Here is a 24,757-nt window from a genome sequence, read left to right as displayed (position 1 = left end):
CAGGTGACCGGAGGTCCGGGTCTGCCGTCGGCACGTGGTCCTCGTTCAGCGCCGGCTGCCCCGCGGTTCCCCACGTGCTGCTGCCCTTCGCGGCCCGGCAAGCGACATCGTGCAGGACCCGGATTCGAGTTGGCAAACCAGATCGTCGGTCAATCGACGAATGCGGGTGACGAGTGCACAACGCGCAGATGAACGGAACATGAACACCGCGACCGGTCCCTACCGAACCCTTATTCGAATCGCGTCAGGCATCGACGCGGCCGACCCTCAGAATCGGACATCCGTCGTCGCGCTCGCCTAGAGCGGCATCGCGCGATGCGACCCTGAAGTGAATTCTGCGATTCCGCGACGCACGGCGTGTCGGGGCGCTCAGGATGTGCGCGATCGCTGGGCGAGCACGTGCTCGTCCAGCGCCTCGGAAGCCGTCAGCCGGCCGTGGACCTCAGGCCCGGGGCGAGCACGGCCCACAGCCGCCGGACCCTCACCGGACCGTCGACCGGAACGCTCGCCGGAGCGGGACACACACAGGCGCCGTAGACCGCCTCGACCACCGTGGCCGCCACCTCACGGATGGCGATCGAGTCGCCGACCTCTCCGTCGGCGATCGCCTGCTGCAGCGACAGGATCGTGAAGTCGTGCCAGGCCGCCAGCACGGAAGCCGCGGCAGAACCCTCGAGCTCCTCGGCGATCCGCAGCACTGCTTTCGCCCGGATGTCGTCCTGCAACCGTTGCGCGGCGGACACCGCGAACTCCTCCAGCGCGGACAGTCCGCGCGCACCCGAGCTGCTGACGTCCTCGGCGAGGGCCGGCCACCGACCGGCCTCCTGCGCCGCGAGCGCGTCGGCCATCTCCTGCTTGCTGGTGAAGTGGTGGTAGAGGCCGCCCTTGGTGACCTGGGCCCGGTCGAGCACGTCCTGGATGCGCGTGCCACCCAGCCCGTGCAGCCACAGCTCCGCGGCGGCGGCGTCGAGCAGCAGCTCTCGCGTGCGCTCGGCCTGCTCCCGGCGGATCATCGGACGTTCTCCACGGCGCTCAGCGTATGCCATCCGGCATATGCCGTTCGGCGCGCTGCTCAGATCATTGTCGTCGAGATGGCACGACCGCTCTTTCCACACGGGCACGGGAGTACCTCGATTACTCACCCGGGCCGACCGGAACGGATACGCTGAGCGGCGTCGGTCTCGCTCGAATCGTGCCGATCGTTACTCGTTCACCGACCATATCGTCTGCGAATGGATGTCGTGATGCCTCGGTCAGCAGCCGTCAGGCGCTCGTCAGCACCGACCCGTGCCACGCCCCGCATGCTGATGTCGGACACCGCGTGGGCGGTGCTCCTCTCGATCGTCTCGATCGCCTACTTTCTCGTCACCATCGCGGTGAGCACCAGCTTCTTCACCGACAACGGCGGTCCGACGGTCAGCGTCGCCAGCGTCTGGGGCACCGTGGCCGTCTTCGCGCTGCAGGCGGTCCCGCTGGTGCGGCGCACCCGCCACCCGGTGGCCACCTTCTGGCTGGTGTACGCGTGCTTCCTGGTCGCCGTGGCGATCACCGTCGACCGCAACTTCACCATCACCCCGACCTACTGGTTCGCGATCTTCACCGTGGCGGCCTGCACCAGCCGCCGCACGTGGACCACCACGCTGTCCATCGCCGCCGGCCTCGACTTCCTGATCCACCTCACGCTCGCCGGGATCGCCACCGGCGGCATGAACGCCCTCGTGCTCCTGGCCATCGTCGTGCGGGTCGTGCCCACGTACGTCGCACCCCTGCTCGCCGGGCTCCTCTACGGTGCGCAGCAGCGCCAGGCCGAGCTCGCCGCTGCGCACGCGGCCGCCCTGCGCACGGCCGCCGATGCCCAGGCCGCGGCCGCGGTCGCCGCCGAACGCAACCGGATGGCCCGCGAGCTGCACGACGTCGCCGCCCACCACCTGTCCGGGATCCTGCTGCAGACCCGCGCCGCCATCCGCGTCCACGAGCACGACCCGCAGACCACCACCGAGCTGCTCACCTCGATCCGCAACGAGGGCGAGCTCACGCTGCGCAGCCTGCGCGAGGTCATCGGCGTGCTGCGCGACGACGACGGCGGCCCCGGGGTGCGCGAGCCCACGCTCAGCACGCTGCCCGAGCTCATCGCCTCCGTGCGCACGCTGCACCCGGCGATCGACCTCGCCGTCACCGGAGACATCGACGACCTGTCCCCCGCCACGTCCCTGGCCTGCTACCGCATCATCCAGGAGTCGCTCACCAACGCCCGCCGGCACGCCCCGGGCGGCCAGGTGACGATCCACGTGCACCGGCGCCCGCGCGAGCTGACCATCGAGGTGTCGAACACGGCAGCCACCGAGCAGCCCGCGCACGAGGAACGCAGTCGCCCCGGCTACGGTCTGGTCGGCATGCGCGAACGCGCCACGATGCTCGGCGGCACCCTGCACGCCGGGACGACCCCGGACGGCGGCTGGCGGACCAGCGCCGCCATCCCCCTCGACCGCCAGCTCGCGCGCACCGTCGAACGGACGGTCCCGGCATGATCCGGGTGCTCGTCGTGGACGACCAGCTCGTGGTGCGTCGCGGCCTGCGCGTCATCCTGCAGGACTTCCCGGACATCGACGTCGCCGGCGAGGCGGTGTCCGGACCTGCCGCCCTCGCCGCCGTGCAGGAGCTGCGCCCGGACGTCGTCCTGATGGACGTGCGGATGCCCGACGGCGACGGCATCGCCGCCACCCGCGCCCTGGCCACGGCGTCCGAGCCCGTGCCCGTCATCGTGCTGACCACCTTCGCGGTCGACGAGTACGTCTTCGGCGCGCTCGAGGCCGGGGCCGTGGGCTTCCTGCTCAAGGACGACGCCGAACCGGACGACCTCGCCGCCGCCGTCCGAGCCGCCGCCCGCGGTGACGGGCTCGTCTCCCCCTCGGTCACCCGGCGCGTCATCGCCGAGTTCGCCCGGCGCGGCTCGCTGGTCCCGGCCGACCCCGGGCCGGGGCGAGGAGCGGAGGTCCTCACCCGCCGGGAGCTCGACATCGTCCGGGCCCTGAGCCAAGGCCACTCCAACGAGCAGATCGCCCAGCACCTGCACCTGGAAGCAGGAACCGTGAAGGCCCACCTGTCGCGGATCATGGCCAAGCTCGAGGTGCAGGGCAGGGTCCAGGTCGTCATCTGGGCGTTCCGCAACGGCGTCGTCGCCTGAGCACCGCCGAACGAGTGAGCCCGAACGGCGGCTCCACAATGGCGACCTTCGGCAGACGCGCACGCGCCGGACCTGCACCAACAATGGGCGCGCGAGACCGCACGAGACCAGCCCGACGCGAACCCCGCGCCGGGCATCGCGAGGCAGACGCCCGCCGAGAGGCTGCACCGTGGACCCGACGTACCACCGCTACGCGCAGACCCACCCGCTCTTCTACGACACCCCCAGCCGCCGCCCTGTCCCACGCACGCGAGCGTTGCGACCCCACGACGACGACTCGTCCTGGACCGGCTGGCAGCACCTCGACGACGGCCACTGGGTCTTCCACCGACCCGAGGGCGCCACGCTCCCCGAGCAGGGCTGGAAGATCCACGTCACCGCGAGCGAGGACAACGCACGCCAGGTGCTGGCCCAGGTGAGCGCCTACTGCCGCGCGCACGACATCGTGTTCAAGCACCTACCCGATCTGGACACGCTCACCGCGCGCAACGCCAAGGACGCCGACCGCTCGACGTCCGGCAAGTTCATCACCCTGTACCCGGTGGACGAGGACACCCTGCGCCGAGTGCTCGACGACCTCGATGCCGTGCTCGGTGGCACACCCGGCCCCTACGTGCTGTCCGACCTGCGGTGGAACGCCGGGCCGCTCTTCGTACGCTACGGCGCGTTCACCCGCACCTGGACGCGTGACGAGCACGACCGCCCAGTCCTCGCCCTCCGCGAGCCGACCGGCCACCTCGTCGAGGACCGGCGCACCGCATCCTTCACCCCGCCGCCCTGGGTCACGGTGCCGGCGTTCCTGCGCGAGCAGCTCGACGCACTCGGTGGGAGCGCCCCGCCGGCCGACTTCGCCTACCGACCCACCCGCGCGCTGCACTACTCCAACGCCGGCGGCGTCTACGAAGCCACCGACCCGACCGGTGCGCGGGTCGTCCTCAAGGAGGCCCGACCGCACGCAGGCCTGACGCCGGACGGACGGGACGCCGTGGCCCGACTCGTCGACGAGGAGGCCGCCCTTCTCGCCCTCGCCGGCCCGGACGTCGTCGCCGTGCGCGACTCACTGACCGTGCAGGGCCACCGGTTCCTCGTGCTCGACCACGTCGACGGCACCACGGTGAGCACGCAGGTCGTCGCCCGATGCCCAGCGGTGCGTGCCGACGCGGCGCCCGCCGACCGCCTGGCATACCGGCAGTGGGCACTCGACGTCGATGCACAGGTCCGACGCGCCGTCGCCCGCATCCACGCAGCGGGCTACGTGCACGGCGATCTCCACCCAGGCAACGTGCTGCTCACCCCCGGCGGTCAGGTCGTCCTGCTCGACCTCGAGATGGCCCGCACGGTCGAGGGCCGGCACGCCCCCGTCATCGGGGCACCCGGGTTCGTCGCTCCCGACGGACGCGGCGGTGTGGCGGCCGACCGGTACGCGCTGGCCTGCCTCACGCTCTTCCTCTTCTGCCCCTTGACGACCCTGCTCGGTCTCGACCCGCTCAAGCTCGACGAGCTGCTCGACTGGGCGCGCGACACCTACGGGCTCGACGAGGAGCTGCTCGCCTCCGTCCGCGCGGACCTCGCACTGCCCGGACGCGAGCGCCTGGACACGCGCTCCCGCCTGGCCCAGGGGGTCGACCACGCCATCCGTCGATGGGACACCAGCACCGAGGACGCCGTCCTCGCGCTCCAGGTGCTGGTCTCCCGGTCGATCGCCGCGAGCGCCGACTTCGCACGCACCGACCGTGCCTGGCCCGGCGACCCGCAGCAGTTCGCCGAGAACGGATGGAACCTCGCCCACGGCGCCGCAGGCGTCCTGCACGCCCTCGATGCCTGCAGCCTCGACATCGACCCGCAAGGCCTCGAGTGGTTCGACGCCGCCACGCGCGGCGGTACCGGCGTCGACGGTTCGGCTCCGGTCGCCGCGGGCCTCTTCGACGGGCTCGCCGGGGCCGCCTGGGTCCAGCGCCGCCTGGGTCATGACGCGCAGGCCGACCGCCTGCTCGACGAGCTGCTCCGCCTCGACACCGGCGCGCTCGGGGCGGACCTGTACGGAGGCCTCCCGGGCGTCGGCCTGTACCTGCTGTCCGAGGCGGCCCACGACCCGACCCTGATCGATCGCGCCGAGCAGATCGCTCGCCGACTGCGGGCCCGGCACGACGAACGTCCGCCGCTCGATCCCCGCGAGCCCGACCCGGTGGTCCGCACCGGTCAGGGCGGCCTGCTGCGAGGTCCGAGCGGCACGGCACTGTTCGCCCTCGAGCTGTACCGCCACACCGGCGACCTCGACCACCTCGCGCTGGCGAGGGACGCCCTCGATCACGACCTCGCGCACTGCGTCGTCGCCCCCGACGGCTCGCTGCAGGTCAACGAGGGCTGGCGCCTGATGCCGTACCTGGCCACCGGTTCGGCGGGCATCGGGCTGGTCGCCGCCCAGCTCGTGCACCACGTGCCCGAACCCGGTCGGTACCTGCTCGCGCTGGACGGCATCAGCGCCGCCGCCCGCGCGCCCTTCGTCATCGAGCCCGGGCTGTTCCACGGGCGTGCCGGACTGATCCACTACCTCGTCACCCTTGCCCGGCTGGGCCTGTCCACGCCGCGCGACGACGCGGCGCTGCGCACGCACGTCGACGCGTTGCGGCTGCACGCCGTCCGCCACGGCACCGGTATCGGGTTCCCCGGACAGGGTCTGCTCCGCCTGTCCAGCGACCTGGCTACCGGAGCCGCGGGCGTCCTGACCGCCCTGCAGGCGCACACCATGCTGAACCATGACGACGCACGAACAGGGTGGAACACCCTGCTCCCCCTCCTCCTCCCGGGCTGCCCGCCCGCCCGCCCGGGCACACCGGCGGCACCTGCCGTCCCACACAGGGGAGGAGGTGACACCCGTGGGCTTCCTCCTCGCCCTGCAGTCGCTCGATGAGCACCCTGACAGCCAGCACCACCAGCAGCTGGCCAGCGCCTACAGCCTGACCGTCTGCGTCAGCACGACCTCGCAGGCCATCTGCTGAGCACCGGGACCGTGGCCGTCGCCTGGAGATCGTCGGCGTCGGCCACGGTCGACCGGCGCCAGCCCGCCGCACTTACCCGACATTTGCGTCCGCCAGACCCTCCCCACACGGGGCCGCGGCTGGCAGTCTGGCCGCATGAGCCCCCTCGAGGTCCGCTGTCCCCGGTGCGACTCCCCCGTCGGCACCCTTTGCGTCACGAGCGAGGGCCAGGTGCGTGACCACGCACACCGCCGGCGCACGGTTGCCGCGCAGCTCGCCACAGTCGAGCCCTCGGACGGGTCCGAGTAACGCGTCCGCGCCGCCGCGCGTCGCTCGACAGAAGCCGCGACGCCCGAAGAGGTGGCGTGCCTCGGTCGGGTGCTGGCGCTAGCCCCCCATCTGGACTCCGGTGTGACGGTGGCCGCCGATCGGCGCGCCGTCGAGCCGAGCTACTTCGTGAGCGCGCCGCCCAGAGTGCCGGCGACGCGGCGCTCGATCGCGGCGGCCGGGTCGGTGCGAGCGGCCAGGCCAGACATCCGTCGGAGCAGGAACTCGGTTGCCTCCGCGTCGGAACCCTGGCGTCGCAGTAACAAGACCGCTCGAGCGAGTCCGCTTGCGGCCGAGTACGAGGGTGACGACTCGACTGCCTCGAGGAGCATGCGCGGATCTGAGGCAAGCGTTCGCAGGTACGGCTCGGCGTAGTCCTGGACAGCCCTGGCCATCTCTTCGGCTGCGGCCGCGGCGCTGTCGAGTTCGATGTGCCACTCGTGCCAGCGCGAAGCTGGCATCAGGTGGCCGATCGACGTGGTGCCGGTCGTGGTCCGGTAGCCCTCGTTCGGCGTGTCGGTCAGTTTCGCGACCTCCGCCTCCAACTGTTCGTCGCGAAGGTGGACGTAGATCGTCGCCGTCGCTTGGCCGGGTGCGGAGTGTTTCGACGCCACGCCGACGGCGAGAACACCGAGCGCACCGGGCGCCACCGCACGGGTGAACCATCCGGCGCCGCGGGGGGTCCACCCTCGCTCTTGTAGCGCGCCGCGCAATGCGCGCTCGATGAGCTTGCGGCCTGTCGTCATGGCCCGATCATCGTGCCGTCGCCCTGGATCTGACCACGCGACATGCCTGCAGCGAGCGGCTGAGGCCGACGTGAGCGCTTGGGCGGCGGAGGCGAACCATCGCTCTTCGTGCCGTCACACGTCACTCGCGTCCGAGTCGGGATGGCCGAGGTGGGCAGCAAGGGGCTGCTCGCTTGGCGCCGGGCAGGTACGGGTCGCGGCCTGTGCGCTGTAGCCGAGGCGGCGCGCCCCCGTTCTTCTCGCATGCTCGCGAAGGATGCGGTGGTAGGTCTCCACATCGTCGACGTTGTTGGGGTGGAGCCGGCAAGGCCGAGGAGCAGGTTGGTGCGACGAGCGTTTCGAAGCGCGAACAAGTGGGACTCGATCAGCGCGCGCACGGCCGACGCGCCGGCCGCAGTCCCGACGCGTCTTGCTGCGATCACCGCACACCCGCCGACGTAGTCGGGATCACTCACCGTCTCGGGGTGTGCTTGAGCGGGTCCTCCCGGCTGGCGCGAAGGTCGAGCCGATGCGGGGCGCATGCGCGCCTCCCGGGAGGTGGGTCAGATGGCGACACGATGGTCGGTCCCCGCAGGCGCGCTGCTGTCGGGTGGTGAACCGACGTGGACCGGGCTGTCCGCTCTGCTGGATGCCGCCAGTCACGCGACGCTCACGCTCTGCCTGGCGGCGCCGCTGGGTGCGGGCGTGGACCTCGCGTTCGCCGCGATCGCGCTCGGCGAGGCCCTTGATGAGGCAGCTTGGCTGCACGAGCAGGTGAGGCAGCAGCCGCCCGCACGCCTAGGTCCGCTGCACATCGGCGACGACCTCGACGAGTCGCGGCACGTGGTCGAACAACTGCTGACCACCGCCACCGCACACACGCTCCTCATGATCGACGAAGCCGCGACGCCCGAAGAGGTGGCGTGCCTCGGTCGGGTGCTGCGCAGGCTGCTTACCGCGGGCGAGGAGTTCGCCCGGGCCGCAGCATGACTGCCGCGACGTACGGCGGGCTGCTGTGGGATGCGTCCCGTCACATGGGTGAGGGGTGTCGCCTGGTACGCCTGGACCGCTTCGCGGACAAGATCGAGGCCGACTTGGCCGTCGCCGCGTACTACGGCCTGCTCGACGCGGCAAGCCAGCACGTGTGGGCGCTGATCAGCCCCGCACGCATGGCAGGCGTCGCCGCTTCCGAGCACCCGCACCCCATCGAGGCGACGGCGCTCGTCATGGCCAACGTGCTCCAGGTCGGCCCAGATGACCTGCCGCCACACCCCTCAGTGATCGCCCCGGACCGGCACCCCTGGGACTACGCCAGCCGGGTGCTCCGCGCCGCCTCCGACCTGGTCGCCTCCCACGTGACGATCACCGGTGGCGCCCACACCCCGGACGCGCCGCTCGTGTGGGACGAGCAGGCGCGCAACGGAGCGCTCGCCCGGATGGGCGAGTTCGTCGCCCAGCTGACCGCGACGCAGGACATGCTCGGTCTCCGTGCCGGCCAGGCCGGCGTGCGCTGGGAGAAGGTCGGACGATGGCTCCCGCCGGCGGACCGCACCCAGGCCGCGGCGTTGGCAGTCGTGCGTGTCGCGCAGGTCATGGGTGTCATCGCCACCGAGCTCGACAGCCTCACAGCCGCGAGCGCACGGGTCCATGGCGGGACACAGATCGACCGGCTCGGCGACCTGGTCGCCCGCATCCGACGAACCGCCTGGGACCTGCGCGAGCACCCCGACTACTCGGTGCAGACCCTGGCTGACACCGCCCGGGTCGGGTTCGAGGTCGCCGTCCACACCGCCACCTTTCACGGGGTCGACCTGCACGACCCCGCCGTCGCCGCACGCGACCCCGGCGCCCGACGAGCCGCCACCTGGCTCGCGCTCATGGCCGACCTCCGCGGCTACCTGGGCGCGGGGCCCGCCGATCGGCGAGTCCGCGCGGATGCGACCGCTCTTCACGATCTGCTGGGCGACCTGGTCCCCCGCGACCGCCTCGCCGGCGATCGCGGGGCATCAGCCCGGCCCGAGGAACGGCGTCTCGGCGGCGCCCTGCACGGAGCCTGCGCCGCCTTCGAACAGGCCGCCGAGTGGAACGCAGCGGCCTTCGCGCGCCTTGCCCGCTCCGAACAGGTCTACGTGCCGATCGACAGCCTGACCGGCGACCAGCTCAGCGACCGACCCGAGCTGGCCGCCGCCCGGCTGACGCACAGCACTCGACTCGTGCCGGCGCCCGCCGAACGTACCGAGGCAACCCTTGACCGCTATCGCGACGTCGCCCACCTCAGCGCCGTGCCGCACCTCGAGCGCACACAGGCACTCCCAACCTCGCACATGCCGTCACGACACGACGACACGATCCCTGCGATCGGGCTGGAGCCGACTCGATAGTCACCTCAGCGGTGTGCGCCGTCTTGCGGCCGCGAACATCAGCCCGAGCTGGCGCTGTCCGCGCGCACAAGAGCTGAGAGCGCCTCGGCTATCACGCGGTCGCGGTCCTGTGCCGCGTGCTGGTAGCGCATCGCCGCTGCGGGCGTGGAGTGCCCGAGCCGGGCCATCAGTTCAGCGAGGGTCGCACCCGTAGACGCCGCCAGGACTGCGCCCGTGTGCCGAAGGTCATGGAACCGGAGGTCGTCGCGCCCGGCTGCGTGGCGTGCACGGAAGAACCACCAGTAAAGGCTGTTCGGGCTCAGCTGACGTCCGTCCGTGGCGGGGAACAGCAGAGCGTCGGCACCGCGTTCGACCCTCGCGCCGAGGTGCTCCTTCAGCACGGGAAGCAGGTGAGGAGGGACGGCGACGTTGCGCACGCCAGCCGCGGACTTGGGCGTGCCGACGACTACCTCGGCACCAAGCCGAACGACGCCTCGGCGCACATGGAGCACTCCGTGGCGCAGGTCCACGTCGGCTCGTCGTAGCTCGGCCAGCTCTCCGAAGCGGAGCGCGCACCAGGCCGCCAGCAGCACCATCGGTCGTAGTCGCTCGGGCATCTCGCGGACGATCACCTCCAGCTCGGCCAGCGTCGCGGGCCGAATCGTCTTCGCGCGAGTCACCGAGCCTGCGGCCTTCACACGGCAGGGGTTCGCCTCGACGAGCTCGTCGGCGACCGCCGTGGAGTAGATCGTCCTCAGGAGAGCGTACGAGTGGGCGCGGATCGTCGGCTTCGTCGGATCGAGCGCAGCGTGCCAGGCACGGACCTCGGCCGGCGTGACCTCGGTGAGCACGCGACCTCCGAACTCCGGCAGGATCCGTGAGTCGAGAATCTGCCGGTAGTGCTGACGCGTGCGGGGCTTGAGGTCGCGTCCGTCCAGCCACTCCTCCGCATAGGCCCGAAGCGTCGGCGGCGGAGTCGGCTCCGGGTCGTCAGCATGGGCGAGCAACGATGCCCAGCTGCCGTCGTCGATGGTCTGACGGACCCTCAGCAGCCAGGTCTCAGCGGCCACGCGGGTGGCGAACGTGTCCGGGCCGACGTACCGGGCCAGATCCGGTCCGGTGTAGGTCGCCTGGTAGCGCTTGGACGGGAGCTTGCGGATGCTGCCCCACGACCGTCGAGCTCGCGTCACAACCTCCCCCTCCTGTCGGCGCGTGCAACAAACGTGCAATAGCGCGTGCAATAAGAGGGTACTTCAGGCCACTCGAGGCGCCAGACGGCTAGCGCGTATCGGGCGCTGACCTGCAAATACACCCGGTCAGCACTGGAGCCGCCCTCCCAGCGGTTACTGGTTCGAGTCCAGTCGAGGGAGCCAGTAAAGAAGCAGGTCAGGCCCCCTTTCGAGGGGGCCTTCGTGCTGTCGTGCCCAATACGTGCCCGATCAGAACGTCACTCGGTTCCACCATGTGAGCGCCCAGGGCTCGCGAGACGTCGCGCGCAGCGCGCTCAGCGGGCACGGCCTCCCCTTCGTGGCGCCTTCCCTCGGCTCCCACACGTCAGGTCGCGCATGGCAGCCGGCTACCACTCACGCCCACACGGCTGCCGCACCGCCTGCCCCTGCCGACCGGTGCCGATGTCGACGACCGGCGCCAATGGTCTCGCGTCGCCGTGGCCTTGAGGGATGCAGTCGAACACGTGTTCGATCTACGCTCGTCGCGTGGTCGACCGAATCCCCTCGCGTGCGACGGCGCGATCCGTGCCGACGAAGATCGCTGACACCCCGATCCAGCGTCCGGACATCCCGGTACCCGTGACGGCGTGGATCATCAACGGCCGCGGGCGCGACGTGGAGATCGCTGCCGAAGCGGTGGCGTGGACGAAGCGCACGGTGTCGCTGCACTACTTCGACGCGGACGAGCGTGAGGGCTGGGTGTGGGTGTGGGCCTCGGCGGTCACGAGGCGGCACACGTGAGCGCCACGCACCGCAGCCAGCCCGGCACCGACTGGTACGCACGGTGGATCGTCACCCAGCCCGAGCCGAAGCCGCAGTGGCTGGTCACTCCCCCGCGGCCAGCGATCGCGCACGTGCGGCTCTACGACGGGACGTGGACCGACGTCCCGGTGAGCGTCGTGGCCCGTGGCGCTGGAGTGCTGTGCGTTCTTCAGGACGTGTCCGGCGGGCCCACGGGTCTGCCCCGAGTTTGGTTGACACCTGACCTGTGAGGATCTGGTCCTCGCTGGAAGGATGTCCCCGTGGCAAAGCCGTATCCCAAGGAGTTCCGCGACGACGTCGTGGCCGTGGCCCGCAAGGGGCAGGTGCCGCTGACGCAGATCGCGAAGGACTTCGGTATCTCCGAAGGGTCGTTGTCGAACTGGATGAAGCAGGCCGACGTCGAGGACGGCCGACGGTCCGGGCCGACCCAGGCCGAGCGCGCCGAGCTGCGTGAGGCGCGCAAGCGGATCCGGGTGCTGGAGCAGGAGAACGAGGTCCTGCGCCGCGCGGCCGCCTACCTCGCGCAGGCGGGTCTGCCGGGAAAATAGTCTTCCCGCTCGTCCGTGAGATGGCCGCGGCCGGCGCCCGCATCAGGGTGCCGGTCGCGGTGGCGTGCCGGGTCCTGGGCCTGTCGACCCAGGGGTACGACAAGTGGCTCAAGAACCCGGTCTGCGACCGGGACTGGGACGACGCGCACGTCCTTGCCGCGATCTACGAGATCCATGGCGACGACGCGACGCTCGGCTACCGGTTCATCACCGACGAGCTGGCCGACGAGCACAAGATCAGCGTCGGGGAGAACCGGGTGCACCGGTTGTGCCGGATCGCCGGCATCAGCGCCAGCCACCACAAGAAGCGGTCCAAGCCCGCGACGGCCGGCCCCGCGCCGCACGACGACCTGCTCGCGGTGGTCGACGAGCACGGCGTGGTCCGTCACGAGTTCGTCGCGCACGCCCCGAACCAGGTGTGGCTGTGGGACATCTCCGAGCACCCCACCGCCGAGGGCAAGCTCTACATCTGCGCGATCAAGGACGTCTACTCGAACAAGATCGTCGGGTACTCCATCGACTCGCGCATGAAGTCGTCCCTCGCGCGGGCGGCGATGCGCAACGCGATCGCGCTGCGCTCACCGGCCGGCACGGTGTGTCATTCGGACCGAGGCGGCCAGTTCCGTGCCAAGGCGACCCAGCGGCTGCTGGCGAACAACGGCCTGGTCGGGTCGATGGGCCGCTCCTACGGCGCGGGCGACAACGCGAGCATGGAGAGCTTCTTCTCCCTGCTGCAGAAGAACGTCCTGAACACCCGCCGCTGGCACACCCGCGACGACCTGCGCCTGGCGATCGTGACCTGGATCGAGACCAAGTACAACCGCCGACGCCGCCAACGCGCCCTCGGCAAACTCACGCCCGTCGAGTTTGAGATGATCTACACGGCCGCAGACGCGGCCTGACTACCGCAAACCCCGAGTGTCAACCAGACCGGGGGCAGACCCCCTCTGGGGCTCGCGCCACGCTGGGGCCAGGACACTGAAGGGCGTGAGTCGTGGGGCACCCCAGGAGCATCACAGCCGGGCTCTGGCTGCACATCGTCCCGGCACGGTCGGGTAGGTACCGCAGATGCGGTATCCAGGTTCCGAAGGACGGGGCTCCACGTGCGCACGGTGCGCCGACACCCTGGGACGCTCCCGCGCCCGCCGCCGAACGACGTGGAACCGGTCGCTCCGAACCCGCTGGAGTGCCGCTCAGGTAGCGTGTGACCATGTCCATGCAGCGCGAGTCGCATCTGCCCGCGCACCCTGTTAGCCCGGTGACCAGCGCCGACGTAGCGCGGGCGGCGGGCGTGTCTCGGGGAGCTGTCAGCCAGATCCTCAACGGTCGTGGGGACCGCTTCGCAGCAGCAACCCGCGAACGAGTGCTCGAGACAGCCGCGCGCCTGGACTACCAGCCCTCACTGGCCGGGCGAGCGTTAGCGCGCGGCACCAGCGATGTCGTGGTGGCAGTGGTTCCCTACACGACCTTCGGTGGCCACCTTCAGGACATGCTCGACGTGATGACCTCGGAGCTTGCACGTCGTGGCTTCACGCTGGTCACCCGGTTCTCCGCGAATGACGTCCCCGCCTTCGAGCGCTTCCTCGCGGCGCTGCAGCCTGCCGCGGTCCTTGCGATGGCTCAGCTCAACCCTGCGCTGCACGAGCTTCTCGCCGCGCGCGGCATCCCCCTCGTGGCCTCGGACAGTTCGGCGCCGACGGAGCGCGAGCAGAACAGCGTGATCGGCGACCTGCAGGCCACCCACCTCATTGAGCGCGGCTATCGCCGGCTGGGCTACGCCAGGCTCACCGACTCCCGCGACAACGTGTACGGAGACTCCAGGGTCGTGGGCTTCCGTCAGGCCTGCGAGCGAGCCGGTGTGGATTCCCCGACCGTCATCGACATCGCGCTTGACGACCGCGACGCCGGGCAGCTGCTGCGGGGGGCCGGAGCCCCGGGCATTGCTCTCGGGTGCTACAACGACGATGTCGCGCTCGCCCTGATCGCGCGGGCTGGCGACTCGGGGTGGGCCGTTCCGAAGGACGTGGCGGTCATCGGTGTGGACAACTCGCCCCTCTCGCGCGCTCTGACGCCTCGCCTGACCACCATCGGCTACGACCCGAGCGCAATCGCTCAGGGCCTTGTCGCGGTCACCTTGATGAGTCTGGGTGTCTCACCCGAGCACACGCCCACGGCACCGGAGTTCTTCCTGGTCCCGGGCCAGACTGCCTGAGCCAAGAGAGCTGCAGCCCCGTCACGCCATGGCTGCGACCCGAGGTGCAGCTCGGCCACGCGCACCGTGGCCCAGCATCCGCGCGATGGCGAGAGCGAGACGCTTCGGTCCGGGCACGTCGCGATCTCCCACAGTCGTCACGGCGCGGCGACCTCGGGCCGTGCGCTGGACGGCAGGACACCCGTCGCCGAGCCGCGTCACCACCTCGCGCCTCCCCCGTCACGGCCCCGTCGGCAGGTACGCGTCCGCAGTCAGGCGCGCCAGTGATGGCGCGCTGGCGTCACGCAGGCTGAAGTACGCCTCTAGCGCGCCGACGACCAGGCAGTACCCGCCGACCTGCATGACGAACATGGGCAGCACCAGGCCGGCGGTCGAGAGGGCTGTGACGCCCATGAGGAAGGCCACCGCTGCGCTGACGAGCAGCAGGATCGATCGCGTCGAGCGTCCCCGCGCCGGGGAAGCCACGCTCACGGCTGCGCGCGCGTGTGACCACGCGCCGGCCAGCAGGCACACACCGAGCAGCACGTTCGTAGGGACCACCAGCAGATCGAGCCTCGAGATGACGGCCAGCACCGCGCAGCCCGAGGCCACCAGGGCCACCGCGGACCGCCGGCTCAACCGCGACGAGTCCCGGAACCGCAGCAGGTGGCGGATCAGCCGCGTCGTCGCGACCACAAGGAAGGTGAGGACCGCGAGCGCGCCGAGGATCTGCACGGCGACGTGCGGGACGATCGCCAAGAAGGCGCCGAGCACGAGCAGCAGGCCGGCGCGCACGGTGCGACGCTCGCGGACCACCCGGCGCCAGCCGACGTCGGCCACGGCTCGCAGCGCCACGGTCAGCCCTAGCCGCACCGGACGGCGCGTCTGTCCACGGGAGCGGCGCAGGGCGAACAAGACCGACTCGAAGCTGCCGTACTCGGTGCTGGCGACATCGACGACGAGAGTGGCACCCCCTGCGGCCAGCGCCTGGAAGAACGCCTCGGTGAACGCCCGGCGGTCCTCGCGCGCGGCACCCTCCAGCCAGCTGTCGATCGCACGGTTGAGGGCGGTTGCCTGCGGGGAGAGTCCATCGGCCCGCATCAGGTCGGCGCCTTCGACCTGCCACGTCATCAGGTCGTGCTGCATCAGGCCTCGGGCGCTGCTGGTGACGACGTGCGAGGCAGTCCCGCGCTCGAACAGCATGCCGACCACCGCGAACTGCGGCACCACCTTCGTCAGCCGCGTCGCCAGCCAGGCGTAGGCCTCCGCGTCGACGACCTCAGGGCTGAAGCCCGGGCCGTCGTTGTTGTAGACGGCCACGACCCTCTCGCGAGGATCGGCCCCCAGTCGCATCGCGGCGAAGGAGGCGAGGTTCCCGCCCTTGGAGTGGCCGCCGACGCGGACGGGCCGGTCGTGCTCGGTGAGGCGTTCACTGAGGTACTCGGCGGCGCTCGCCTGTGCAGGCACCTCCTGAAAGCTCATCGTGAAGTCCTCGCGCCACCCGACCAAGGTGTTGTCGGTGCCGCGGTAGGCCACGTACGTGGTCCCGTCGTCGAGGTGCACGGACAGGGCGGCGAACTGCGTGCCCACTCGCTCGTCGACCAGATCCACGTAGTCCGACAGTTCGGCACCGGAGAAGCGTCGTGCAGCGGCCAGCTCGGTGAGCAGCGCGGCGGGCATCAGTGCGAGCCGCCGGTCGCCGCCTCCCGGTGGCGCAGCCGAGCGTGCCGTCGTGAGCCGCTCGGCCGCCACACGCACCGACACCGACCCTCCCCCGGGCGCCGGAATGACGCCGCCGAGGTCCAGGTAGGCCAGCGCGCACAGCACGAGGTTGTCGACGTCGTTGAACGCCCGCTCGGCCAGGCTGATGTCACCGCGCCACCGCAGATAGTCTCTGAGGTCTCCCATGTGGCACCCCCTCTCGACGCGTGAGGCCGTGAAGAACGGCAGTCCCGACGAAGCGGGCAGGCCGGAAGCTCCCTGCGGCTGACGTACTCACAGGCGCCCTCCGGTCAGGCCCGAGCACGACTCATCCGATCCGTCACGCCCGGCGTGGGCGAGCTGACGGATCTGCGCCGCGCGAGAGCGCGGCGCTCGACCCGAGCCTCAGGGGCGACGACCGTGCCAGCCGCCAGCTGTACGCCCGCGCCAACCCTTGCGCGGCTCCCGAGCCTGGAACCGGCGCCGATCACCGCACCCGCCCCCACGTGGGCGTGCTCGCCGATCGTCACCTCAGCCTCGACCTGCGCGTCGCGTTCGACCCAGCTGTGCGGACCAAGATGCGCACCCGCCCGGACGGCTGCACCGGAGTCGACCCAGGTGGAGTCGGCGATGTAGGCGGTGGAGTGCGCCTGGGCGTCCAGGGCAACTCGGCCGCCGCCGTTGGTGTGCCTGCGATAGAGCTTCACAGCGCCGTCGTCGAGTTCGACCTCCTCGAACATCGAGGCACTCTCACGGGTCACATCGTCATCTGGCCATGCGGTCATCGGGGCAGAACGTCCTTGCGGGATGAGGGGTCGACACGGCCCCTGGTTGTCGTGGTCCTGCTTGTACGGTCGCACCGACCGCCCGACACCCGCGTCAGCCTGAGGGTGCGAGCCAGGTACTCCACTCGCGGTAGCCGTCGTGCCACGCCTACCCCCGCCGCGGCACCGAGTCGCCCCGCGACTCCGCTCCTGGACCGAGCGCCGACTGGGTCGACGAGGTCAGACATCCTCCTTCGGGGTCCCTCAGACGAGGTCCAGGGTCGTCCTGGCGGCATCGGGATCTCCACTGAATGCAGCCGCCTCAATACCGACCCGTCCGGCAGCCGGGGCGAACCCGCCACCCACCCAGCGCTGGAGCGGGCGGACCGAGCAGCGCACGGACAGCGTGCGTGCCGTGCCCGCATCGAGCCAGGCCGTGGCGAACCCTACGAGCACGCGTGCTGGGCAGTCGGCGACGTCGTCCCTCACCGCATACACCTGCACGACCTGACGTCCGCGCCGTACGCCGCTGTTGGTCACGACGACCTGGGCGTCGAAGCCCTGCTCGTCGAGCCCCCCCACGCGCACGTCGTCGATCCTGAACTGGGTGTAGGACAACCCGTACCCCATGGGAAACGCGGCGGCGTGACCGTCCCTGTCAAGAAGCCTCTGCCCGAACCAGCGGTCGTACTCGACGGAGGTCGCGTGCGGATCGAACGGCGGCAGATGGTCCTCGCACGTGGGAATGGAGTAGGGCAGGCGCCCGGTCGCGTCGACGTCACCTACCAGCACGTCCGCGAGGCCGGACCCTCCTTCGCTACCGCCGTACCACCCGAGCACGAGCGCAGGGACCGCATCCCGCCACTCCTCGGTGATCACCGCGCCGGCGGCCACCATCACCACGACGGTGCGGGAGTTCACCGCTGCCACGGCGCGGATCAGGGCGACGTCCTCGTCGCGCAGCCGCAACGAGGCGCGGTCACCACCGTCCGCATCCCCCATAACATGACCGCTCTGCGACGCCATGCGGTCGATGTCGACACCCGGCGGGAATGGTGGGAAGAGGTCGCGGACGCCCGGGGCGTTCATCCCGTCTGCACCCAGGTACTCGCCCTCGTCCTCGTAGGTGTACCCGACGACGACGATCGCGACGTCCGCCTCACTGGCCACCTGCGCGGCGGTGCTGAGGTCGGCGCTGTCCAGCGAGGCGCGCACCTGGGCAGTCGGCAATGCCGCACGCAGCCCTTCGAGGGGTGTCACGACGTGCGGGGTGCGAACGTGCGACGAGCCCTTGTCGCCGGTGTTCGTCAGGTCTGCCAGCCTGCCTAGGACGGCCACGCTGTGCAGACGCTCCCGGTTCAGCGGGAGGAGCGGGGCCCCGTCGACCGAGTCGTTCTTGAGCAGGACGACGGCCGAGCGGGCCGCTTCGCGGGCGAGTTCCCGGTGCGCCGGGCAGAACACGACCTCGGGACCCGGCGCCGGGTCCCGAGGGGCGGCATGGAATCTCAGCTGGGTCGCGAGTATGCGCCCGCAGGCACGGTCGACGTCCGACCAGGACGCGAGACCGCTGTCCAAGTCTTCTTCGAGGTATGCGGCCCGCTGCTGGCGCAGCGGCGCCTCCACGTCCAGACCCGCCGCCAGCGAGCCCGTCGCGTCACGGAGTCCGAAGATGAAGTCGGAGATCGTGAACCCCTCGAACCCCCACCGGTCCCGAAGCACCCCGGTGAGCAGCTCCGGGTTCTGCCCCGCCCACTCCCCGTTCACCGAGTTGTACGCGGACATGATCCCGTCCACGCCCTCCTCGACGACACGGCGGAAGTGCGGCAGGTAGACCTCGTGCATCACGGACTCGTCGACCCGCACGTCGACCGAGAACCGCGCATTCTCCATCGAGTTCAGCGCGAAGTGCTTGGCCACGGCCATGCCATGGCGACGCACCCCGCGGGTCAGCGCGGCACCCATCTCGCCCAGGAGCAGCGGGTCCTCGCTGTAGGTTTCCTGCACCCGGCCCCAGGCCGGGTGACGCGGGAGATTGATGCACACCCCCGCGAACAGGTTGCCGCCCTGCGCGCGCATCTCGGAACCGATCGCGGTGCCGACCCGCTCCTCGAGCACCGGGTCCCATGTAGCTCCCCGGGCCATCGGTACGGGGAAGGCCGTGGAGCGGCCCATGACGACACCCCGCGGTCCATCGCTGAACCGCAGGCCAGGTAGTCCGATCCTGGCGATCTCGCCGAGCACGATCGGCTCGGCGTTGTACGCCGCTCCCATCGTGGCCATACCCGACCAGAACTCGCCGTCACCGTCCAGCAGCCACAGACGCTCATCGGGGGTGAGCTCGGCGAGCAGGGCCGAGGCGACTACCTCGGCACGCTCGCCGGCACGAACCCGGGCCACCGCCCTCTCGAAGATCGCGCCGTCATCGCTTGCGGTCGTCGACATCACGGCCCGGCCGCCTGTGGAAGGGTTCACCGCGCACCCTTGACTCGGGTCAGCACGACTGATCCGCCCACGAGCGTGAACACGCCGGCGACCACGAAGAGCAGCCCGTAGTTCTTCTCATCACCGACCGCGTTCATGGTGAGAAGGGCGGGGGCAATGAGAGGAGCCAGCGCCTGCGGAATCGTGACGGAGAACTGGTTGATCCCGATGAACCGGCCCGCGTCGGTCTTCTTGGACGGAAGCACGTCGAGCACGAGCGCTTGGTCGACCGACGAGAACAGGCCGAGACCGAGGTTGGCGAGCAGCGCGCCTGCGACGGCCGGGCCCAGATCGGACGACGCGGCCATGACCACGGCGCCGACGGTGAAGATCACCCCGGAGGCCATGACGAGCGCCCGGCGGCGCTGGAGCTTGTCCGAGATGAATCCGCCACCCAACGCGCCGATGGCCGAGGCCAGCACGCCGACTATCGAGACGAGCGCGATCGTCCCGGCGGCCTCCTGCACGCTGGACCCCGCCCGCTCCGAGAGGAACAGCGTGAGGAACGTGGTGTTGAAGGTCACGCCGAACATGAACAGGAACCGCCCCGCCCAGTTCCACGCGAAGTCGGGGTTGGCCTTCGGCGAGAAGAGGAAGTTGCGGAGCACTGACCGGGCGGTCAGCGCGTCCCCGGCAGGCTGGTCGCGGTTGTCGGCCTCACGGACGAAGAGGAGGAACAGCGCGAGGCCCACGAGACCGACGACGCCCGGGACGACGAAGAGCAGCAGCATGTCGCCCGCAAGCGAGGCGCCGAGACCCGCACCCACGACGGGGCCGATCATCGTGGCGAACCCTGTCAGACCCGCAACCTTGCCGCGCTGAGACTCGGGGAGACGGTCCGCCTGGACGGCCATCAGCATCGCGATGACGTTGTTCCAGCCGAGTTGCGCGAGCATCCAGCCGAGCGTCAGCACGAGGAGGTTCGGTGCGGACGCCATGACGAACAGTGCTGCCATGCCGATCAGACCCCCGACGAGCATGACCGGACGCCGGCGCCCCCAACGCGTTCGCAGCCGGTCGCTCGCCGCTCCGACGACCGGACCGGACAGGACCGCGACCACCGAGCCGGCGCCGATGATGTAGCCCAAGAACTCTTCCCGGCCCGGCGCGAGGTCCTGCACCGCGATCGCGAGCGACATCGCGATCGGCGTGACGAACGCGACGTAGACGCCGAGGACTGCCAGGACGAGGAACCAGATGAACTTCCCACCGACCGCTGGCAGGTCGTCGGCGGGCGGCTCGGCGTCCATGGCGTCGCTGGCGGTGACGTTCGCCTCGAAGCCGGCGAGGTCGACTTCAGGCTCCGTGGCCGGGACGACGGGGGGCAAGCCGGTGCTAGGGGTTGACATGGGATCCTCCTTGATCACAGTGGGTGCGCGAAGGCGCGAGCGCCCGGTAGCGCGGGGACGCAAGCGGATGGCGGGTCGTCAGACCCACCCGCCGTCCGCGCTGACTCAGGCCACGTGGAGCTCGATCGACACAGGCGCGCAGCCGGCGGCAGACACCACGACGGTGATCCCGCCGCGGCCGGTCGGCCTGACCACGGCGAGCGCTCGACCGTCATAGGTCCGTCGCTGGGGGTCGGTGAAGCTCTCCTCGGTGACCGGGGCCCCGCTGCCGAGACCCTGGAGCACACCGGAGCCGGTCACGGACACGTGCACGACCCGCTCGGCCCAGACCTGGAGCCGACCGTTCTCGTCGGTCAGGGCGATGTCGACGAACGCGAGGTCGCTCGACTCCGCCGTGAGCTGCGCGCGGTCGGGCACGACCGAGAGCTGCACGACCTCTGAGGCCGAGCGCAGGGAGGCTCTCGAGATCTCCACCCCGTCGCGCAGAGCGACAGCGGTGAGCTCGCCTGGCTGGTAGGTCACGTCGACCTCGGCCACAAAGGCCTTGCTCTCCCCGACCTTTGCTCGCCCGGCCGGTGCTCCGTTCACCTGCAGCTCGACCTCGTCGGCGTCGCTGTAGACGTCGACCTGGACCGTGCGACCCTCGAAGCCGGGCCAGGTCCAGCTCTCCACCGTGTCGCTCCACGACCATGGCGTGGACACGGCCACCGGGCGGTCGCGGTTCGCGGGTCTGTGCACGGCGATGGCCGGCTGCGACCGGAGCCCGAAGACAGTCTGCCGGTAGGCCGACAACGTCCGAGCACTCCCCGTGATGTCCAGGTCGCCGCATCCGGCGGTGAGGCCGGGGTACCCGGTGGAGAACCCGGAGCCTCCGCCGACCTCGTCGGCGTAGCGGACCACGCCAATGCCGGTCTCTCCCAGGTAGTCCATCCCGGTCCAGGTGAAGTCACCGATGACGTGCGGGAGCCGGGTGACAAGGTCCCAGTTGCGGTCGATCTGCGCAGGCCAGGTCTCGGTGCCGACGATCACGCGGTTCGGGAAGAGCTCCCTGTCACCCTCGTAGCGCGCCTCGCCGTAGTTCATTCCTGCGACGTCCAGGGCCGCGTAGGACTCCTCCGTCCGGGCCGTGACCATCGGCGAGGCCTGGAGCTGGTCCATGAACTGACCCATCGCGGTCATCATCCCGTTGACGCCAGCGCCCTCGGCCCGATCGTCGCCGGGGCCCGCTTCCGCAGCCGCAGCCCGGCGCTGCTGCATGCCGTCCAACACCGAGTCGAGCACGGCGACGAACCCGTTCACACCGTTGGTGACCAGGCGCGTCGGATCGAGCTCCCGCACCTTCTGGGCGATCAGTCGGCTCCAGCGGCCGCCGGCTCCGGACCCCAGCTCGGGGATCTCGTTCCCGATCGAGTAGAAGATGACCGACGGGTGGTTGCGGTCCTTGGCGACCATCGCCTCGACGTCCCGCTCCCACCACTGCGCGAAGTCCGACGCGTAGTCGAAGTCCGTCTTCCCGGACGTCCACATGTCGAACGTCTCGTCCATCACGTACATGCCGATCCGGTCGCACGCGTCGAGCAGCGCGGGGCTCGCCGGGTGGTGCGAACTGCGGATCGCGTTGAACCCGGCGCGCTTCAGGAGCTCGATCTTGCGCTCCTCGGCGCGCCCGATCGCGGCGGCTCCCAGCGGGCCGTTGTCACCGTGGATGCACGCACCGCGCAGTGCCACAGGTTCACCGTTGACGCGCAGTCCGTGCTCCGCGTCGACCTGCAGGGTGCGGACGCCGAAGGTCACCTCCTGAACGTCCACGACTGTCTCGCCGTCACGAAGCTCGACCACCGCGCGGTGCAGCGCCGGGTCCTCGGCGCTCCACAAGGCGGGTGACGGGACCGAGATGCGGCTCCGAGCAACCAGCACGTCACCGGGTAGGAGCGTCACGGGCTGGCTGTCGAACGCGACCCGGCCACCCGCGGCATCCAGGATGACGGTGTCGAGCCGCATTCCGGCGGTGACCGGACCCGCGTTCTCGAGATCGACCGCCACCTCCACGAGCGCACGAAGCCGGTCGACGTCCGGCGTGGTCACCCGGACGCCGTCCAGCGCGATGTGCACCGAGGGCTTGACCACGAGGTGGACGTCGCGGTAGATCCCGGCCCCGGTGTACCAGCGGCTGTCGACGTGCGAACGGCAAGCGACGCGGATCTCGTTGTCCGCACCAAACCTGAGGAAGGGATCGATACGCACGAGGAACCTGGAGTAGCCGAAGGCGTTCTGGCCCGCCAGGGCGCCGTTCACGTACACCATCGCGTCGCGGTACACGCCGTCGAACTCCAGGTGGACCTGGCTGCCGCGGTCGGTCTCCGGAGCGACATAGGAGGCCCGGTACTCGAAGACCCCGCCCACGAAGTAGCCCGAGGTCTCCCCGCCCGGGACGTCGGCCGAACGAGGCCCCCCGACGAGCGCGTCGTGCGGCAGCGTGACCTCGGTCCACGGTGCACCGTCAGCCCCGCCGAGCTCCTGAAAGGCGGTGACCTTGCGACGGAAGGCCCAGCCTCGGTTGAAGTCCTCGCGGCGCGCCGAGACGGCGGCCAAGCCCGGCAGGCTCGTCATCGAGCATCTCCCTCGTGCGGTCGTTGTGAAGTAACGCGCGTAAGTAACGCGCGATACCTAGAAGACCATCGACCTGCCGGGCCTGTCAAGGCCGGTCTCGGTTCACGCTGCTAGAGCGCGTCCAGAACCAGTGACGACGCCCGACGAGCCTCTTGTGCTGGGCAAGGGAGGCGAGCCGAGCGGGCCCGACGCCGGGTCGACCGCCTCATCGACGAGATGCGGGTGCAATACCCGGTCGACCGGGGCTTCCGGCAGTTCGCGCACGCGTGGCCTCGACCACCCATCCGGGTCACGACGGTGGACCTCGACATCGAGCAGGGCGCGAGCCGTGCGGTGGACCGACTGACGAGCGTGCTCGACGCGAGGCCTGCGACGACCTTCTTCGGGTCGCATCACCGGTCGCCTCAGGCGCTCCCCCGAGCGGGACGCCGACGGCGACGGGTTTCAGTCAGTCGAAGTCTTCGACGCGCCACTCGTCGACCCACTCGATGATCGGCACGTCGCCGTCGAAGCGAATCGGCAGCCACACGTAGTCCGCGACCGCGGTGTTCTCGCCCAACCCAGCGGCTACGGCCGCACCGCCGTCACCGGAGCGGGGCTCAGACTCGCCGCGAGCCATTGCTGCCACCACGTCGAACACATTCGGCATCTCCTGGGGGAGCTGCGGGAGCCAGCGGTCGGCCAGAGCGATGTAGAGGTCGCGCCGAGAGGGGTGGTGGAAGACCGAGCTGATCTGCGATCGAAAGGAGGTGCGGGACTGGTCCCCGGGGTGCGGGTTGCCCAACACCGTCCACGGACCGTGATAGTCGTCTGCGACCGCGATCTCTGAGGGGTTGGGGAAGTACCCGGTCGTGGAGGACGTCACCAGGTAGTGCCGGCCATCGCGCTCGAAGTGCGCCGGTGCCTCCCGGGTGAATGGCGGCCCCGGGTGTGGGAAGTGCAGGGTGTGCGCTCCCGAGACATCCGTGTAGTCGTCGGTGAGTTCCGCGCAGACGAGATCCGTGTGCACCTTCTCGAAGTAGTAGTACGCCTTCTTGGTGCCAGGGTCCACCACCAGGTCGAAGTCACCGGCGTCCATTCCCAACGGACGCAGGCCGGTGCGGACCGTCTCGTACGGTCCGAGGAACGAGTCGGCCGTGAGCACGGTCGACGCCTGGGTGTGCTGGTCGTCCTCGCCCATGACCTTGATCCAGCAGACAAACTGCCCGGTGCGCTCGTTGAAGACGATGTGCGGTCGGTCCATCTTCTGGGCTGGGTGGAGTGGCGAGGTGATGTCCTCCAGGACCGGCGGGATGATCAGGCCCCTGTCCTGCCAGTTGTACAGGTCGGTAGAGGCGTAGGCGCGCACACCCCAGTGCCAGAGGCCGCTGCCGGGGGTCGTGCGCTCCTTGTTCTCTCCGTACCAGTAGAAGACTCCGTCGACTTCGATGATCGAGCCGCCGTGAGCCTGGATCCGGTTGCCGTCCGTGTCGAGCCAGACCTGACCGGGCAGGATCGAGTCGTACGGATGTGCCACGAAGTCGCCGTGCCTTTCGTTGAGAGCGGGTG

At 70.4% G+C, this 24,757-nt stretch carries 20 protein-coding genes and 1 tRNA gene; 12 read left to right on the top strand and 9 right to left on the bottom strand.

Annotated features, from left to right (window positions below):
* Positions 1-425 precede the first annotated feature (425 nt).
* On the bottom strand, positions 426-1,013 hold the full coding sequence (locus BKA22_RS15155; RefSeq protein WP_179561809.1) for a TetR family transcriptional regulator: 588 nt from the start codon (positions 1,011-1,013) through the stop codon (positions 426-428).
* Positions 1,014-1,301: 288 nt separating this feature from the next.
* Between BKA22_RS15155 and BKA22_RS15150 the strand changes: the two genes are divergently transcribed.
* From BKA22_RS15150 to BKA22_RS20550, 5 genes are all read left to right on the top strand, one after another.
* Positions 1,302-2,528: a sensor histidine kinase gene (locus BKA22_RS15150; protein WP_179561808.1), complete on the top strand. Its 1,227-nt coding sequence runs from the start codon at positions 1,302-1,304 to the stop codon at positions 2,526-2,528.
* The gene (locus BKA22_RS15145; protein WP_146951570.1) at positions 2,525-3,184 is read left to right on the top strand and encodes a response regulator; all 660 of its coding nucleotides are present in this window, start codon (positions 2,525-2,527) and stop codon (positions 3,182-3,184) included. Before BKA22_RS15150 ends, BKA22_RS15145 begins: the two co-directional genes overlap by 4 nt.
* A gap of 169 nt (positions 3,185-3,353) precedes the next feature.
* Positions 3,354-6,095, top strand: a complete 2,742-nt coding sequence (lanKC, locus tag BKA22_RS15140) for a class III lanthionine synthetase LanKC (RefSeq protein ID WP_146951569.1) — start codon at positions 3,354-3,356, stop codon at positions 6,093-6,095.
* Positions 6,061-6,183, top strand: a complete 123-nt coding sequence (locus BKA22_RS19965; protein ID WP_257024104.1) for a SapB/AmfS family lanthipeptide — start codon at positions 6,061-6,063, stop codon at positions 6,181-6,183. The genes lanKC and BKA22_RS19965 overlap by 35 nt, the downstream gene beginning before the upstream one ends.
* A 135-nt stretch (positions 6,184-6,318) precedes the next feature.
* Complete coding sequence (locus BKA22_RS20550) at positions 6,319-6,471, top strand: zinc finger domain-containing protein (protein WP_425549824.1); 153 nt, start codon at positions 6,319-6,321, stop codon at positions 6,469-6,471.
* Between the two features lie 140 nt (positions 6,472-6,611).
* Here the strand turns inward: BKA22_RS20550 and BKA22_RS15135 are convergent, their stop codons facing one another.
* Positions 6,612-7,235, bottom strand: a complete 624-nt coding sequence (locus BKA22_RS15135) for a hypothetical protein (protein WP_146951568.1) — start codon at positions 7,233-7,235, stop codon at positions 6,612-6,614.
* A gap of 546 nt (positions 7,236-7,781) precedes the next feature.
* Here BKA22_RS15135 and BKA22_RS15130 point away from each other — a divergent pair.
* Both BKA22_RS15130 and BKA22_RS15125 read left to right on the top strand, forming a co-directional pair.
* Positions 7,782-8,204, top strand: coding sequence for a hypothetical protein (locus BKA22_RS15130; RefSeq protein WP_146951567.1), 423 nt, complete (start codon positions 7,782-7,784; stop codon positions 8,202-8,204).
* Entirely contained in the window at positions 8,201-9,595 is a 1,395-nt protein-coding gene (locus BKA22_RS15125) for a hypothetical protein (RefSeq protein ID WP_146951566.1), read from the top strand. Before BKA22_RS15130 ends, BKA22_RS15125 begins: the two co-directional genes overlap by 4 nt.
* A 38-nt stretch (positions 9,596-9,633) precedes the next feature.
* On the opposite strand, the gene BKA22_RS15120 is transcribed toward BKA22_RS15125, so the two are convergent.
* Entirely contained in the window at positions 9,634-10,764 is a 1,131-nt protein-coding gene (locus tag BKA22_RS15120; RefSeq protein ID WP_146951565.1) for a tyrosine-type recombinase/integrase, read from the bottom strand.
* Between the two features lie 68 nt (positions 10,765-10,832).
* Here BKA22_RS15120 and BKA22_RS15115 point away from each other — a divergent pair.
* From BKA22_RS15115 to BKA22_RS15095, 5 genes are all read left to right on the top strand, one after another.
* Positions 10,833-10,947, top strand: a tRNA-OTHER gene (locus tag BKA22_RS15115).
* A gap of 342 nt (positions 10,948-11,289) precedes the next feature.
* Positions 11,290-11,544, top strand: coding sequence for a hypothetical protein (locus tag BKA22_RS15110; RefSeq protein WP_146951564.1), 255 nt, complete (start codon positions 11,290-11,292; stop codon positions 11,542-11,544).
* On the top strand, positions 11,541-11,795 hold the full coding sequence (locus tag BKA22_RS15105; protein WP_179561807.1) for a hypothetical protein: 255 nt from the start codon (positions 11,541-11,543) through the stop codon (positions 11,793-11,795). The genes BKA22_RS15110 and BKA22_RS15105 overlap by 4 nt, the downstream gene beginning before the upstream one ends.
* A 30-nt stretch (positions 11,796-11,825) precedes the next feature.
* Positions 11,826-13,015 (top strand): IS3 family transposase gene (locus BKA22_RS15100; protein WP_179561806.1). Its coding sequence is split into 2 segments (ribosomal slippage): positions 11,826-12,104 and positions 12,107-13,015, totalling 1,188 coding nucleotides; the frame shifts between segments, so codons are not numbered across the junction.
* A gap of 308 nt (positions 13,016-13,323) precedes the next feature.
* Positions 13,324-14,325 carry a LacI family DNA-binding transcriptional regulator gene (locus BKA22_RS15095; protein ID WP_146952852.1) on the top strand — a complete coding sequence of 334 codons (1,002 nt, stop codon included), beginning with the start codon at positions 13,324-13,326 and terminating at the stop codon, positions 14,323-14,325.
* A 219-nt stretch (positions 14,326-14,544) separates the two neighbouring features.
* Here BKA22_RS15095 and BKA22_RS15090 read toward each other — a convergent pair whose 3' ends face one another.
* From BKA22_RS15090 to BKA22_RS15065, 6 genes are all read right to left on the bottom strand, one after another.
* On the bottom strand, positions 14,545-16,212 hold the full coding sequence (locus tag BKA22_RS15090) for an Mbeg1-like protein (protein ID WP_146952853.1): 1,668 nt from the start codon (positions 16,210-16,212) through the stop codon (positions 14,545-14,547).
* Positions 16,213-16,316: 104 nt separating this feature from the next.
* Positions 16,317-16,745 (bottom strand): transferase, encoded by a 429-nt coding sequence (locus tag BKA22_RS15085; protein WP_146952854.1) that lies wholly within the window; start codon positions 16,743-16,745, stop codon positions 16,317-16,319.
* Positions 16,746-17,033: 288 nt separating this feature from the next.
* Positions 17,034-19,211: a glycoside hydrolase family 3 protein gene (locus tag BKA22_RS15080; protein ID WP_146953090.1), complete on the bottom strand. Its 2,178-nt coding sequence runs from the start codon at positions 19,209-19,211 to the stop codon at positions 17,034-17,036.
* Positions 19,212-19,237: 26 nt separating this feature from the next.
* Complete coding sequence (locus BKA22_RS15075) at positions 19,238-20,599, bottom strand: MFS transporter (protein WP_223203560.1); 1,362 nt, start codon at positions 20,597-20,599, stop codon at positions 19,238-19,240.
* A gap of 105 nt (positions 20,600-20,704) precedes the next feature.
* Positions 20,705-23,209 (bottom strand): glycoside hydrolase family 2 protein, encoded by a 2,505-nt coding sequence (locus tag BKA22_RS15070; protein WP_146952855.1) that lies wholly within the window; start codon positions 23,207-23,209, stop codon positions 20,705-20,707.
* A 448-nt stretch (positions 23,210-23,657) separates the two neighbouring features.
* Complete coding sequence (locus BKA22_RS15065; protein WP_146952856.1) at positions 23,658-24,725, bottom strand: family 43 glycosylhydrolase; 1,068 nt, start codon at positions 24,723-24,725, stop codon at positions 23,658-23,660.
* Positions 24,726-24,757: the final 32 nt, after the last annotated feature.

Origin of the sequence: Cellulomonas soli (assembly GCF_013409305.1) — a bacterium.
Classification (GTDB): Bacteria; Actinomycetota; Actinomycetes; order Actinomycetales; family Cellulomonadaceae; genus Cellulomonas; species Cellulomonas soli.
This window is presented reverse-complemented; position numbering and strand designations above follow the sequence as displayed.